The sequence below is a fragment of the Gordonia otitidis genome (genome assembly GCF_020735545.1).
GTDB classification, from domain to species: Bacteria; Actinomycetota; Actinomycetes; order Mycobacteriales; family Mycobacteriaceae; genus Gordonia; species Gordonia otitidis.
This window is the reverse complement of record NZ_CP085974.1, coordinates 3,454,283-3,468,493: the sequence shown is the minus strand read 5'-3', so window position 1 is coordinate 3,468,493 and position 14,211 is coordinate 3,454,283. Positions and strand designations below refer to the sequence as shown.

The following is a 14,211-nucleotide window of genomic DNA, read 5'->3' as shown; positions in this document are numbered from 1 at the left end:
GAGGTGCAGCTGCGACTCGATGAGGCCTGGGATCACGACCCGGCCGGCGCATTCGATGGTTTCGGATGCCTACTGCTGCTGAGTGGGCACACCCGCGAATCACTCACGAGTCGATTTCGATGTCCACGAGCGGCGTGCCGTCCGCCACCTGTGCCCGGGTGCATCGCATGAGTTACAGTTGGTCATACCAAGAGACCAGGTTCGAGAAGTCACGCTCGGAACGGAGACCCACATGCTGCGTCGCGGACACACCCTCAGCGCGAGTACTGCGGCGTACCTGGAGGCGATGGTCGTCAACGACCTCTCGCCAGGAGACAAACTTCCACCGGAACGGGTCCTCGCCGAGAACCTCGAGGTGTCCCGAACGACGATCCGCGAAGCGCTCAGCGACCTGGAGCAGCGCCGTCTGGTGACCAGGACTCCGGGTAGGGGAACCATCGTCGCGCCACGCTCGGCGAACGCGACGGCGATCCTCGAGACGATGAGCACCGACGCAGAAGAAGAGCACGTGGCCGAACTGCGCAAACTGATCGAGCCGCAGGTCGCCGGCCTCGCCGCGGATCGTGCGACGTCGTCGGATCTCGTTGCGCTCGAGTCGATCCTGACATCCACACACGCGGGGCTCAATCCCGCCGAATCGTTGGCGCAGGACGTCGCCTTTCACATGCAACTGGCCAGAGCCGCGCGTAATCCGCTTCTGGTGTCGCTGTGCCAACTCAGTGCGGGATGGGTGCACACCGTCCGCGCACGCTCGCACGCCACCCGGGAGGGGCGGCGCAACTCCTTCGAGGGCCACAAAGAGATCCTCGAGGCGGTACGCCTCCACGACCACGAAGAAGCAGTCGCCGCCATGACAGCGCACCTCGACGAGGTCGGGCGGCTCGTCGAACGGAGTACCTCGTGACCACCCAGCCATCAGCACTCGCTCACCTGTCGGGCGGTGACCTGATCCTCCCCGCGGGCTCGGGTCCGATCAGCGGCGACGACTACTTGCCGTGCAGGCCAGAGGACGTGTACTGGGGCGACCTGCCGTGTGCGGCGGACACCCCGGTGATGTCGGTGGAATCCGGCGCCACAGTCACCATCGACACCCTCAGCCACGAGGGCATCCTCGCCGACCAGGGCCGGGATCCGCTGACCTTCTTCGGTTCCCACGGCGTCGCCCCCGACATGGTTCTCGACGAAGCCGTCGCCCTCTGCGCGTCGGACCGACCACATCGACAGGGTGTCGACGGCCCTCACGTCGTCACGGGTCCGATCGAGATCAGAGGTGCCCACCCCGGCGATCTCCTCGCGATGACCGTCGTCGAGACACGTCGTCGAGTCCCCTACGGCGTCGTGTCCAACCGCCACGGCCGCGGCGCACTGCCCGGCGAATACCCGATCGGGGGTGCCACCTACAGCGCGTTCGTGACGGTGGAGGGCGACGGAGACGACGCACGCGGAGTCCTCCCACTGTCGCCGTCGAATCCTGAACCCGCCGCACGGTTCCCGCTCGCCCCTTTTCTCGGGATCATGGGTGTGGCAGCCCCGGGCGATGTCCGTCCGAACTCGATCCAGCCGGGACCCCACGGCGGCAACCTCGACATCACACTGCTCACCGTCGGAGCGACCCTCTATCTGCCGGTGAACGTCGAGGGCGCACTCGCCTACGTCGGCGATCCCCACTTCGCGCAGGGCGACGGCGAGGTCGCCCTGACGGCTCTCGAAGCCTCACTGCGGGCGACGATCCGCTTCGATGTGATCCCGGCATCCGACGTCGCAGCGCGGTTCGGCGAACTCGTCGCGCCGGTTGCCGAGACACGGGAATTCCTGATCCCGACGGGCCTCGACCCCGATCTCGATGTGGCCGTGCAGAATTGCGTTCGCTCGGCGATGTCACTGCTCGGTGTGCGATACGGCATGCACCCTGCCCAGGCGCTGGCCTATCTCAGTGCCGCAACCGATTTCAACATCTCTCAGGTCGTTGATCTGGTCAAAGGCGTGCATGCGCGTATCCGCAAGTCGGACTTCGCGCGGTGAGGTCTTCGCGCGAGGTCGATTCGAGGGTGTGGCGCGTCGTCGGTGATCCGCTGATCGCCGCCGCATCGCATGGCCCGCTGGACGGAGCCACGGTCGCGGTCAAAGACGTCTTCGCTGTGGCGGGGTACGCAACCGGAGGTGGTGTACCCGCCTACGAACAATCGGTCGACGTGGCCGCCGACCACGCGACAGCCGTTGCGCGACTTATCCATGCCGGCGCCCGAGTTCGCGGCATCGCACGCACCGACCAGTTCGCGTACTCGATGGCGGGCGACAATCCGCACTACGGCACGCCGCCGAACGCCGCCGTGCCCGATGCCCTGCCCGGCGGATCGTCGAGCGGTCCGGCGAGTGCGGTCGCACACTGCGACGCCGATCTGGGGCTGGCGACCGACACCGCCGGATCAATCCGGGTACCGGCTTCGTATCAGGGGCTGTGGGGCATGAGGACTACTCACGGGTCCGTGTCGACAGACGGATTGTTGCCGCTGGCACCTGATTTCGACACCGTCGGTGTGCTCACCCGCGAACCCGACCTCCTACTCCGTGCCACGTCGGTCCTACTCAACTCACCGTCGAACACCGACATCGGTTCGGGCGTCGCGACCCTCGACGACATCGGGGAGGTAGACCTACAACGATTGGCTGAGGCGTTCCGTACACACCAGGCATTCCAGGCGTGGACGGTGCACGGCGATTGGATCACCGCATACCCTGGTGCACTCGCCGGTTCGGCCGCCGCACGTTTCGCCGTGGCCGCCGGCATCAACGCCGCCCAGGATGCGCGGGCATGCGACGAACTCGCCGACATCACGCAGCAACTCGACGAGCTATTGGGCAGCGACGTGCTCGCACTCCCGGCAGCGTCCTCGCATGCACCCCGACTCGGGGCGTCAGGTCACGACGTAGAACGCGAGCGGTCGGCGACCGTGCGGCTGACCGCCATTGCGTCCGCGACCGGCCGACCCGCGGTGACATTTCCCTATCGGGATACCTCCGAGGGGCCGATCGGCCACAGTCTCGTCGGCCCACGCGGCTGCGATACCGCACTCATCGGCCGGGCAGTCGAGTTCGCATCAGCCTCGCCGACCGCATCTCGCGACAGCTTCGCCACCCAAGGAGGCACACCGCGGTGCTGAATCGAATCCGCGCTATTCCCCTCGAGCGTATGCACCTGGCCCTGATGTTGGTGCTGACGTTCACCACCGGCATCAACGACGCTGTCGGCTATCTCGGCCTCGACAAGGTCTTCACGGGCAACATGACCGGCAACGTCGTGATCCTCGGGATGGCGCTTGCGGGCGGTTCGGGACTGCCGATACTGGGACCGGCAATGGCGCTCGTGGGATTCATGGCGGGTGCAGCGGCGGGCGGTCGGACTCTCCGGCGGGCCGACCGCGCGTGGACCCTCGGGACGACGCTGCTGTTCGCCACGGTCGCGGCGACGATGGTCGCGCTGGCCGTCGTACTGTTCGCCTCAGGCGACCATCCTGAACACCCGGTGATGATCACGGTGACGACGATCGCCGCGACTGCCATGGGCATTCAAGCCGCAGCCGCCCGCGCGGTCGCGGTCAAGGACGTCACGACCGTCGTCGTGACGTCGACGATCACCGGCCTCGCAGCCGACTCCTTCCTCGGATCGGGCCGCGGCAAGGGCACCGGACGTCGCACCGCGGCGGTGGTGTCGTTGATCGCCGGCGCGGCGCTCGGCGTGGTGTTGATGCGCGTGCACATGGGCACGGCTCTCCTCGTGGCGGGCATCATGATCGCCGCGGTTGCCGTTGTCGGCGCCATCCATGACGCCCCCGCCGGCCGGCGGTACCGGTCACAGACACCGTCGACCACCTCATCAACCTGACCCGCAAGACGACGCGAATATATTCGGTATGGCGTCGAATATATCGGCGCGTTAATTGACGGGTAACAAAGCGTTCTTACCTTCGACTCAGACACTTTCGGGATCACTCCGATGTCACACCGCCCTGAGGAGAACCATGAGCGCTTCATCCGACGCGCAGATCGCCACCGAACATCACAGCGCCGCTGGCGAAAGCATCATCAAGGTCGGTTACGACCAACAGTTGACCAACGAAGACCTCGCTCCACTGAAGAATCAGAACTGGACCTGGTACAACATCTTCGCGTTCTGGATGTCCGACGTGCACAGTGTCGGCGGCTACGTGTTCGCCGGAAGCCTGTTCGCACTGGGCATCTCGTCGTGGCAGGTGCTCGTCGCCCTGCTCGTGGGCATCGTCGCCGTCAACCTGCTGTGCAATCTCGTGGCCAAGCCGTCACAACAAGCAGGCGTGCCGTATCCGGTCACCACACGAATCTGCTTCGGGGTCAAGGGCGCCAACATCCCCGCGATCATTCGCGGCACCATCGCCGTCGTCTGGTACGGAATCCAGACATATCTGGCATCAACCGCGTTCGGTCTTCTGGCCCTGAAGTTCTGGCCCGCGCTGGAACCCTACGGCGAGAACGGGAACCACGCATTTCTCGGCTTGTCCCTCCTCGGCTGGGGCGGATTCGTTCTGATGTGGGTGCTGCAGGCACTGGTCTTCTGGAACGGCATGGACACCATCCGCAAGTTCATCGATTTCTGCGGACCCGCCGTCTACGTCGTGATGATCGCCCTCGCCGCCTATCTCATCGCGAAGGCCGGGTGGAGCAACGTGCACTTCGACCTCTCCGAAGGCTCGGGCATCAGCGGCACCTGGCCGACCATCACCATGATGATCAGCGCGTTCGCCCTCGTCGTCTCCTACTTCTCGGGTCCGATGCTCAACTTCGGCGACTTCTCGCGCTACGGCAAGACCTTCGGCGAGGTAAAGAAGGGCAACTTCTGGGGCCTGCCGGTCAACTTCCTGTTCTTCTCGATCCTTGTCGTGTGCACCGTCTCGGCAGGCGTCACCGTCATCGGGCGTGACGCCGACGGCAAGATCGTCACCGACCCCGTACACATCGTCGACAAGATCGACAACACCACGGCCGCCGTTCTCGGTGTGTTGACGTTCGCCATCGCGACCATCGGCATCAACATCGTCGCCAACTTCGTCTCGCCCGCTTTCGACTTCTCGAACGTCGCGCCGACCAAGATCTCGTGGCGCATGGGCGGCATGATCGCGGCCATCGGCTCGGTCATCATCACGCCGTGGAACCTGTTCAACAACGCCAGCGCGATCCACTACACAATGGACACCCTCGGTGCCGTCATCGGTCCACTGTTCGGAATTCTCATCGCCGACTTCTACCTCGTGAAGAAGCAGCAGATCATCGTCGACGACCTGTTCACCCTGAGCCCGGAGGGCGCCTACCACTACCGCGGTGGATGGAACCCGGTCGCGGTGATCTCGGTGGTGCTCGCGTCGATCATCCCGATCTGCTTCGTCATCTGGGGCACCTCGTACGAGGCCAGCTTCACCTGGTTCATGGGCGCTGCCGCGGGCCTTGTCTTCTACTACGTCGGAATGCGCCTGGCATCGGACCGATTCCTACACGGCTCGCACATCCCGGTCGCGACCATCACCACCGATATGGAGGTGGCAGCCGACGGCACCATGCTGTCCGGTTCGCCGACCGCCGACGCCCCGACCGCCGACGCCGCGATCACGACCAAGTCGAGCGCCGAAACTGGGTCCTCGGCCTCCTGACATCGTTGTCGTGACGGCACCGCGGCGGTGCCGTCACGACACCGTGTTCGACACAGCCAACGCGTTCGAAATATCAGGAACCCAGAAACCAGGGAGACAACACACCGATGAAGTTGTGCGTCATCAATCCCAACACGACCGCGGAGATGACCGCCGTGATCGAGACGGCCGCACGTTCGGTGGTACGGCCCGACGCCGAGATCATCGCGGTCACCTCCGAGGTGGGACCCTCGTCGATCGAGAGCCACGTCGACGAGGCGATGGCCGTCCCCGGACTCCTCCGAGCGATCAGCGCCAACCCGGACGCCGACGGATACCTGCTCGCCTGCTTCGGTGACCCGGGACTCGACGCGGCACGCGAACTCGCCGTCGCCCCGGTGCTCGGGATAGCCGAGGCGGCGATGCACCTCGCGGCACCGCTCGGCCGGGGCTTCTCGGTGGTGACGACGCTGGGACGAACCATCGGCAGAGCACAAGACCTGGTGTCGCACTACGGCTTCGGCCGACAATGCCTCGGCATCCACGCCTGCGAGATACCGGTGCTCGACCTCGAGACCAACCCCGACACCGCCGAGATCCTTGCGAAAGCGTGCGCCGAAGCACTCGCCACAGACGGTTCGGACGCGATCGTCCTCGGGTGCGCCGGGATGGCCGACCTCGCCGTCGAACTCTCCGCACAGATCGGCGCACCTGTGATCGACGGCGTCGCCGCCGGCGTCGGCATGCTGTCGGCGATGGCCGCGATGCACCTGACGACGGGTACCGCTTCCGGTGAATTCGCCACACCGCCCACGAAGCGCTACCGCGGGCTGCCGCCCGAACTCGACCCGCGGTGACAGCACCGCGCCCATGACGCAGCCGCACCACGCGTCTACAACGCAGCCACCCAACGCGTCTACGACGCGGTGTCGTCGGGGGGCTAGGGTGATGTCCATGACCGTCCCCGCCGACCGCGCGTCGTCCGACCACGACGTCGAGGTCACCGAACTGGCCTTCGCAGCCGCTCGTGGAGACCGTCGCGCGCTGGAACACTTCGTGCGGGAGACCCAACGAGACGTCTGGCGATTCGTCGCCCACCTCGCCGACCCGCGTCTCGCAGATGACCTCACACAGGAGACCTATCTGCGGGCGATCCGCTCACTTCCGCGGTTCGCGGGCAATTCGACCGCTCGCACCTGGCTATTGGCCATCGCGCGCCGCGTCTGCGCCGACGACGTACGCAGAGCCATGTCCCGTCCCCGCATCGCCGGCGGCGTCGACTGGATCGACGCCGCGGACACCCGACGTTCCGCGCCCCGCTCGGCCGGGTGGGAGGACGTCGTCGAAGTCAACCTCCTTCTCGAAGACCTCCCTGCCGAACGACGGGAAGCGCTTGTGTTGACGCAGGTCCTCGGCTTGTCGTATCAGGAGGCCGCCGAAGTCACCGGTTGCCCGGTCGGCACCGTGCGGTCACGCGTCGCCCGCGCCCGCGAAGCGCTGATCGGAGCGACAGGATCCGGTAGACGGGACGAGCGCAGCAGCTGACCTGCGCATGACGCAGCTGGGGACCAAAGCCTTATGACTTTTCTCAGGGTGCTTTGCGTACCCTTGAGAACGGCGACGGGCCGTGATCCCGCTGTGTCATCGCACTCGTACCGCGATGATCCGGACGGTCCCTGTCACCGCAGAGGACGAGCGAAGAGAGATGTGAGGGACCCGTGGCCGACAAGCGTCGTAAGCCGATCGTTGACCCGCGAGCGGCGGAGAAGCGCCGCTCCCTGCTGATGAAGATCGGTGCGGCCGTGGTGCTCGTTGCCCTCGCCATCGGTATCGGCGTCTGGGTGCTGGTCTCCAACAAGTCGGCCACCGGGTCGTCGAGTGACGTCACCGTGGCCACCAACAACGCCTACCGCATCACCACGGCGCCCAAGGGCACCACCCCGCCAGTCACACTCACGGTCGTCGAAGACTTCCAGTGCCCCGCATGCCGCGCCTTCGAAACCCAGTTCAGCGACGCCATGGAGCAGATCCGCAACAACCCGAAGGTGGCCGTCGACTACATGCCGATCGCTTTCCTCGATCGCATGTCGACCACCAACTACTCGTCACGCTCGGCCAACGCCTCCGCATGTGTCGCACAGTCGACGGCCGGTGATGGCAACTTCGACACCTGGCTGAAGTTCCACAACGCGCTGTACGCGCAGCAGCCGGAAGAGGGCGGCGCAGGCCTCACGAACGACGAACTCAACAGCATCGCCAAGCAGGCCGGCGCGACGAACCTCAAACAGTGCATCGACGACGAGCAGTTCAGCGCTTTCGTGAAGGACACGACCCAGAAGGCCCTCGACTCGGGTGTCAACGCCACCCCGACGATCAAGATCAATGGCAACCCGGTGCAGCTGAGCACCCCGGACGCTCTCATCGCCGCGGTCAACGAGGCAGCGAACAAGCAGTAGACCCGAGAACACCGCACCACGCCCCCGCGGCATCCGATACACGAGGCACACACCATGAGCACGACACATGCCGACAACACCCCACACCCGGCGACCAACTCCGACACCGACACGGTAGAGGGCACCGCCGGAGTCGACGGCACCGCTGAGGCCCAGAAGTCGGAGGAGACGCCCGACGCCGCCGTACGCCGGTCCCCGGACGACGTGGACGCGTCGTCGAGCGGACTGCTCGGCCTGGTGCGTGTGGGCCGTCCCACCGGTTGGGTGCTGCTGATCCTGGGTGTGATCGGATTCGTCGCGGCGGCGACGCTGACGATCGAGAAGATCCACCTGCTGCAGAACCCGGACTACGTGCCGAGTTGCTCGATCAACCCGGTGATCTCCTGCGGTTCGGTGATGAAGAGTTGGCAGGCAGGGCTGTTCGGATTCCCCAACCCGCTGATCGGAATCGCCGCGTTCTCGGTGGTGATCGTCACAGGCGTCCTCGCGGTCGCCGGGATCTCATTGCCGCGCTGGTATTGGCTCGGCTTGGCACTCGGCAGCTTCGCAGGCTTCGTCTTCGTCAACTTCCTCGCGTATTCCGCGCTGTACAAGATCCACGCGTTGTGCCCGTACTGCCTGGTGGTGTGGGTCGTCGTGCCGATCATCCTCATCCTGAGCATCAACCGCGTCATCGGTGACAGTGACCGCGGGCGCGAGATCCGTGGCTGGCTCTGGGTACTGCTGCCGGTCTGGTACGCGATCGTGATCGCTGCCATCCTGGTCGAGTTCTGGGACTACTGGCAGACGTTCATCTGACACCGGCCGCCTCGCCTGGCACTCGTCAGAATCCGCGAGAGATTTCGGGGAACCATTCGGCACCCGCGGACGACATACTTCTAGGAGTACGTGCGCGACCATCGTGATCAGACGATCCCAGGACACCCTCACCGAAGCATCGGGATCGTCTTCGACGCTGCGACGCGCCACGCGGACGAAGAGATCGAGGATCATGTGACCACGCTGGAATCCCCCACGAGCACAGGGACCGGGCAGCGCGAGGCCGCGCAGCACACGGGACCGCAGCGCATCCAGCTCGATGTGACCGGAATGTCATGCGGCGCATGCGCGGCCCGGGTCGAACGCAAGCTCAACAAGGTCGACGGCGTCAAGGCGTCGGTGAACTACGCCACGCGGGTGGCGACCATCGACGCAGCCGACGACGTCAGTGCCGACGCGCTGTGCGAGGTCGTCGACGCGACGGGATACGGCGCGAGTGTCCGCAGCGACACCCCGACACCCATCCCGGACACCGACGGCGACGAGGCAAAGCGGCTCTTCCGACGGCTCGCGGTCGCTCTGATCCTCTTCATCCCCCTCGCCGATCTGTCGATCGTGTTCGCAGTGGTTCCGTCCACACGGTTCACGGGATGGCAGTGGCTTCTCCTCGCACTCGCGACACCGATCCTCACGTGGTGTGCGTGGCCGTTCTATCGTGTCGCCGCCAAGAATCTGCGTACCCGCAACGCGACGATGGAAACACTGGTCACGCTGGGCGTGCTGGCGGCCACAGTATGGTCGCTCTATTCGATGTTCTTCGCCGCCGACACCGGTTCGAGCAGCTCGCAGGGCGTGTGGTCGGCGATCTGGAGCGCCGACTCGATCTACCTGGAGGTCGCGACAGGCGTCACCGTCCTCGTCCTCGCCGGTCGCTACTTCGAAGCGCGCGCCCGCTCCCGGGCGGGTGGTGCCCTTCGGGCGCTGGCAGCGCTCGGCGCGAAGGACGTCTCGGTTCTGCTACGCGACGGCACCGAAATGCGCATCCCCGCCGGTGAACTCTCCGAGGGGCAACGTTTCGTCGTCCGTCCGGGCGAGACGATCGGTACCGACGGTCTGGTCATCGAGGGCTCCGCAGCCGTCGACATGAGCGCGATGACCGGCGAATCGAAGCCGGTCGACGTCGAACCGGGCGAGCCGGTGATCGGCGGAACCACAGCACTCAACGGACGGCTCGTCGTCGAGGCCGCGGCCGTCGGACCCGACACCGCATTCGCGGGCATGATGCGCCTGGTCGAGGAAGCCCAGACCGGCAAGGCCAACGCCCAGCGTCTCGCCGACCGCGTCGCGGGTGTGTTCGTCCCCGTCGTCATCGCGATCGCCGCGGTCACCGTCGGCGCGTGGCTCCTCGCAGGTGGGCCCGTCGACCGTGCCGTCGCGGCAGGACTCGCAGTGCTCGTCATCGCTTGTCCGTGCGCGCTCGGTCTCGCGACGCCGATCGCCGTGATGGTGGCGACGGGTCGGGGCGCCCAACTGGGTATCTTCCTGAAGGGCTATCAAGCCCTCGATACGTCGAGGTACATCGACACCGTTGTCTTCGACAAGACCGGCACCGTCACCGAGGGCGCTCTGTCAGTCACCCAGGTTTCCGCGGACGACGAGTCGCAGGTGCCCGACGACCGTCTGCTCGCCCTCGCGGCAGCCGTCGAATCGGCGTCCGAACACGCGGTCGGCTCGGCGATCGTGTCCGCTGTCGACGACGAACACCGCCCCGAGGTGTCCGACTTCCGTGCCGAACCGGGCCGCGGGGTCGTCGGAACGGTCGACGGCCACCGGGTCACGGTCGGTTCACCGCGCTGGGTGTCGCACTCGGTCGTCGTACCCGCCGCGACAGCGCGTCGTCGACGTGATGCAGAAGCCAGGGGCGAAACCGTGATCTACGTGGCCGTCGACGGCCGACTCGCCGGGATGATCGCCGTCGCAGACACCCTCAAGCCGAGCGCTGCCCCGGCCATCGCAGCGCTGCAGGCAGCGGGCATGCGCACGGTGCTGCTCACCGGCGACAACGAGGGAGCCGCACGCGCGGTGGCCGACGAGGTGGGCATCACAGAGGTGATCGCCGAGGTCCTACCCGACGCCAAGGTCGACGCGATCCGTGAACTGCAGGAGTCCGGACGATCGGTGGCGATGGTCGGCGACGGCATCAACGACGGGCCAGCCCTCGCGACCGCCGACCTCGGGCTGGCCATCGGACGCGGCACCGACGTCGCGATCGGCGCAGCCGACGTGGTGTTGGTGCGCGACGACCTACGCGCCGCCCCCGCCGCGCTGAGCCTGGCGCGCGCCACGCAGCTCACGATCCGGACCAACCTGATCTGGGCGTTCGGCTACAACGTCGCGGCCATTCCGATCGCTGCGGCCGGTGTGCTCAACCCGCTGATCGCAGGCGCCGCTATGGCGCTGTCCTCGTTGTTCGTCGTCTCCAACAGCCTGCGGCTGCAGCATTTCGGGAACCGTCGCTGATCCGGACCCCGCAGATGTGGGGCTCTGACCGTCGTCAGCGCCGGGTGTCGCCTGTCGGCGGGCCCTGGTGTCGACGCGCGCGCAGCGCGGTGAGGTCGAACACGTCCGACGTCGAATCGTCCTCGACGCCCCGGCCGTCGGCACCGGCGACGTCATGGTCCAGAACAGTGCCGGCGGAAGAGGCAGTAGTAGATTCGACGGCGGCAGGTTTGACGGCGGGCCCCGCGGTTCGGACGCGCCGCGAGTCGAGCGCGGCGGCTCCGGCCAGCCCGACGGCGCAGACGGCGAGCACGCCCTGAACCACCGGATACCAGAGCGGGGCCGAGCCGGTCAGGTAGCCGAAGCACAACACGACCACCGCGACGGCACAGGCCACCGATCCACCCCGTAACGCGGTCGCCACCCGACTCACGCCGACCTCGTACCGACGGTGTCCGCCGTGGGGGTGCTGCGATGTCCGTGACGCCTCGAGGATCGTCGTGCTGAGGTCCGGCGCCAGGTCGGCGGCGGCGAAGTTCATTCCCCGAGCGGAGGCGTACCAGCGCTCGCACCCGGGGCACTGCGCGAGATGCTCGTCCACGCGGGCAGCAGGCACCGACTCGCGCTCGCCGTCGATGCGCGCCGACAGCGACTCCCGCGCCACCTCACACCGCACGTCGTCATCCTCCCCCTGCGGTCACGCCGCGCGACGTTCCGACTCGACCGGAGGACTCTGTTCTGCTCATCGACGAGACTTCGACAACTCGTCGAGCATGGCGTTGTACGCGTCGAGTTCGGTGTCCTCGTAGGTGTCGGCGTGGCGGTCGCCGCGGTTCGCCTCGCGGCGGTCGACCTTGGCCCACTGCGCGACGATGGCGACCACGACCAGTACGACGGGGACCTCGCTGGCACCCCACGCGATGGCACCGCCGAGCCACTGGTCGTGGAGGCGGTCGGTCACCCACGGCAGCATCAGTTCGCTGTAGAACTTGTCGCCGACCACTGTCGACATCGTCATCAGCGCGATGCCGAAGAACGCATGGAATGGCATCACGGCGAACAACAGTCCGATGCGCGCCAGGAACGGGATTCGACGCGGTCCGGGGTCGATGCCGATGATGACCCAGTAGAAGAGGTAGCCGACGATGATGAAGTGCACGGTCAGCAGCACGTGACCCCAGTGGTAGCGCGTCAGCGTCCCGAAGATCCCGGTGAAGTAGACGACGTAGAGCGACAACACGAACACCGCCAGTGCGACGATCGGGTTGGACAGCACCGCGGTCACCTTGGAGTGCAGCACCCGCAGCAACCACTCGCGCGGGCCGGGAGGCGCATCGCCGTGGGCCGCGGGAAGGGCGCGTAACGCCAGGGTGGCGGGAGCGCCGAGCACCAGTAGCACGGGCGCGAACATGTTGAGCGCCATGTGTTCTGCCATGTGCACGCTGAACATCGCCGAACCGTACGCGCGCACGCCCGATCCCGTGACGACCACCACGACGAGACAACCGAGGACCCACGAGATGGTGCGGCCGACGGGCCATTCGTCGCCGCGTCGGCGCAGTCGACGCACACCGATCAGATACACGAGGATCGCCACGATCGCTGCCACGCCGATCAACAGGTCGAAACGCCAGTAGGTGGCGAGCTTCCACGCTGTCGGTGCTCCGGGCAGTTCGTATCCCAAGAACACGTCCCACGCCGAGAACTTGTGGGCAAGCAGTCCTGGCGCGACACGGGTGTCCATCACCGTCCAGCAGGCAACGGCTCCGACCATCAGCACGGCGCCGGCGGTCACGATTCGACGGCCGGCCTCGTCGTCGACGTCCCCGCGTCGAGCCGCACGGTAGGACTGCACACTCGATCCGAGCGTCGCCGCCAGGAGCACGAGCAGGATGATGGCGGCGATGCCGAACGCGGTGTCGAAGGCGTACCGCGCGGGCAACAGGAATGCGATGAGGCCCAGCGCATAGACGACAGCCACCGCGTCGCTGATGACGAGAATGAGAGCATTGCGGCGGTGGACCACGGGGCCCGCGGCGTCGGATTCGATACGCGGCGCGCTCGCCCACGCCACCCGGAATCCGAGCGAGAGCCCGACGGCCAGCGAGAATCCGATACCGAGACTCGTGTTGTAGTCGTGATTGGGTCCCTGGCCCGCGTTGCTCGCCATGGGTAGTGCGACCATCGCGATCACCGACGGGATCAGCAGGACGACGTGCATCATCCACCCGAGCGAGCACCTGATCAGTACGGCGATCACGGTGGCGCAGACGGCCATCACGATCCATGCGACCGCGGTCTCGCTGACTCCGATCCCCTGCCCGAGATATCCCTCGGTCACCAGCCGCCACGGAGTCGTCCCCGACGCGTCTGCTGCCGCCACGGCAACCATCAACCACGACAACACGGCCCAGGCCACGGAGAGTCGACCGATCATCAGATGTGTGCGATACCCGGTCACGTCGATCGTGCCGTGATCGTCCGGGTGCGACGCGGTGATCACGAAGACCAGTCCACCCAGTGTCAACGCGGCGGCAAGGAAACCGAGGAAGTATCCGACGACGTCGGCGGCCGCGGTGAGGGTACCGGGGAACGGGTCGCCGCTCTCGAGGTGGCGAGCGTCGCCGCTGACGAGCGCATAGATCACGATGCCGATCAGGGCGACCGCGAAAGCCGCTCCGAAGATCATGGTCGGGCGACTGCGTGCCGCGGTGGCCCGCGGTGCACTGTCCACGGCGGTCATCACTTCCTCCTAGCCCGCCGAGCACCAGCGAGCACGACTTTTCGCCGGTCTGACGTCCTCGCCAGTCTACGGCCCCGCGTCGCTGCCCTTCTGCCCC

General features: G+C 66.5%; 12 protein-coding genes. 10 read left to right on the top strand and 2 right to left on the bottom strand.

Going from position 1 to position 14,211, the window contains the following annotated elements; translation table 11 throughout:
* The first annotated feature begins 232 nt into the window (after positions 1-232).
* From LK459_RS15905 to LK459_RS15860, 10 genes are all read left to right on the top strand, one after another.
* On the top strand, positions 233-904 hold the full coding sequence (locus LK459_RS15905; RefSeq protein WP_227919499.1) for a FadR/GntR family transcriptional regulator: 672 nt from the start codon (positions 233-235) through the stop codon (positions 902-904).
* Entirely contained in the window at positions 901-2,022 is a 1,122-nt protein-coding gene (locus LK459_RS15900; protein WP_227919496.1) for an acetamidase/formamidase family protein, read from the top strand. Before LK459_RS15905 ends, LK459_RS15900 begins: the two co-directional genes overlap by 4 nt.
* Complete coding sequence (locus LK459_RS15895) at positions 2,019-3,161, top strand: amidase family protein (RefSeq protein ID WP_227919490.1); 1,143 nt, start codon at positions 2,019-2,021, stop codon at positions 3,159-3,161. The genes LK459_RS15900 and LK459_RS15895 overlap by 4 nt, the downstream gene beginning before the upstream one ends.
* Positions 3,155-3,883, top strand: coding sequence for a YoaK family protein (locus LK459_RS15890; protein WP_007236680.1), 729 nt, complete (start codon positions 3,155-3,157; stop codon positions 3,881-3,883). Before LK459_RS15895 ends, LK459_RS15890 begins: the two co-directional genes overlap by 7 nt.
* Positions 3,884-4,019: 136 nt before the next feature.
* Entirely contained in the window at positions 4,020-5,678 is a 1,659-nt protein-coding gene (locus tag LK459_RS15885) for an NCS1 family nucleobase:cation symporter-1 (protein WP_227919488.1), read from the top strand.
* Positions 5,679-5,785: 107 nt separating this feature from the next.
* The gene (locus LK459_RS15880; RefSeq protein ID WP_227919487.1) at positions 5,786-6,514 is read left to right on the top strand and encodes an aspartate/glutamate racemase family protein; all 729 of its coding nucleotides are present in this window, start codon (positions 5,786-5,788) and stop codon (positions 6,512-6,514) included.
* A gap of 97 nt (positions 6,515-6,611) precedes the next feature.
* The gene (gene sigC / locus LK459_RS15875; protein WP_227919485.1) at positions 6,612-7,202 is read left to right on the top strand and encodes an RNA polymerase sigma factor SigC; all 591 of its coding nucleotides are present in this window, start codon (positions 6,612-6,614) and stop codon (positions 7,200-7,202) included.
* A 173-nt stretch (positions 7,203-7,375) separates the two neighbouring features.
* The gene (locus LK459_RS15870) at positions 7,376-8,113 is read left to right on the top strand and encodes a DsbA family protein (protein WP_007236676.1); all 738 of its coding nucleotides are present in this window, start codon (positions 7,376-7,378) and stop codon (positions 8,111-8,113) included.
* A 54-nt stretch (positions 8,114-8,167) separates the two neighbouring features.
* Positions 8,168-8,911 (top strand): vitamin K epoxide reductase family protein, encoded by a 744-nt coding sequence (locus LK459_RS15865; protein ID WP_227919483.1) that lies wholly within the window; start codon positions 8,168-8,170, stop codon positions 8,909-8,911.
* Positions 8,912-9,202: 291 nt separating this feature from the next.
* The gene (locus LK459_RS15860; RefSeq protein ID WP_227923802.1) at positions 9,203-11,392 is read left to right on the top strand and encodes a heavy metal translocating P-type ATPase; all 2,190 of its coding nucleotides are present in this window, start codon (positions 9,203-9,205) and stop codon (positions 11,390-11,392) included.
* 34 nt (positions 11,393-11,426) lie between these two features.
* Here LK459_RS15860 and LK459_RS15855 read toward each other — a convergent pair whose 3' ends face one another.
* Together LK459_RS15855 and LK459_RS15850 are read right to left on the bottom strand one after the other, a co-directional pair.
* Positions 11,427-12,047 (bottom strand): zf-HC2 domain-containing protein, encoded by a 621-nt coding sequence (locus LK459_RS15855; protein WP_227919481.1) that lies wholly within the window; start codon positions 12,045-12,047, stop codon positions 11,427-11,429.
* 66 nt (positions 12,048-12,113) lie between these two features.
* Positions 12,114-14,114 carry a cytochrome c oxidase assembly protein gene (locus LK459_RS15850; RefSeq protein WP_227919479.1) on the bottom strand — a complete coding sequence of 667 codons (2,001 nt, stop codon included), beginning with the start codon at positions 14,112-14,114 and terminating at the stop codon, positions 12,114-12,116.
* Between the last annotated feature and the right edge of the window lie 97 nt (positions 14,115-14,211).

Coding starts and splice junctions, on each gene's coding strand:
- LK459_RS15905 (WP_227919499.1), top strand. CDS start 233: ATGCTGCGTCGCGGACACACCCTCAGCGCGAGTACTGCGGCGTACCTG.
- LK459_RS15885 (WP_227919488.1), top strand. CDS start 4,020: ATGAGCGCTTCATCCGACGCGCAGATCGCCACCGAACATCACAGCGCC.
- LK459_RS15880 (WP_227919487.1), top strand. CDS start 5,786: ATGAAGTTGTGCGTCATCAATCCCAACACGACCGCGGAGATGACCGCC.
- sigC (WP_227919485.1), top strand. CDS start 6,612: ATGACCGTCCCCGCCGACCGCGCGTCGTCCGACCACGACGTCGAGGTC.
- LK459_RS15865 (WP_227919483.1), top strand. CDS start 8,168: ATGAGCACGACACATGCCGACAACACCCCACACCCGGCGACCAACTCC.
- LK459_RS15860 (WP_227923802.1), top strand. CDS start 9,203: ATGTCATGCGGCGCATGCGCGGCCCGGGTCGAACGCAAGCTCAACAAG.
- LK459_RS15850 (WP_227919479.1), bottom strand. CDS start 14,114: ATGACCGCCGTGGACAGTGCACCGCGGGCCACCGCGGCACGCAGTCGC.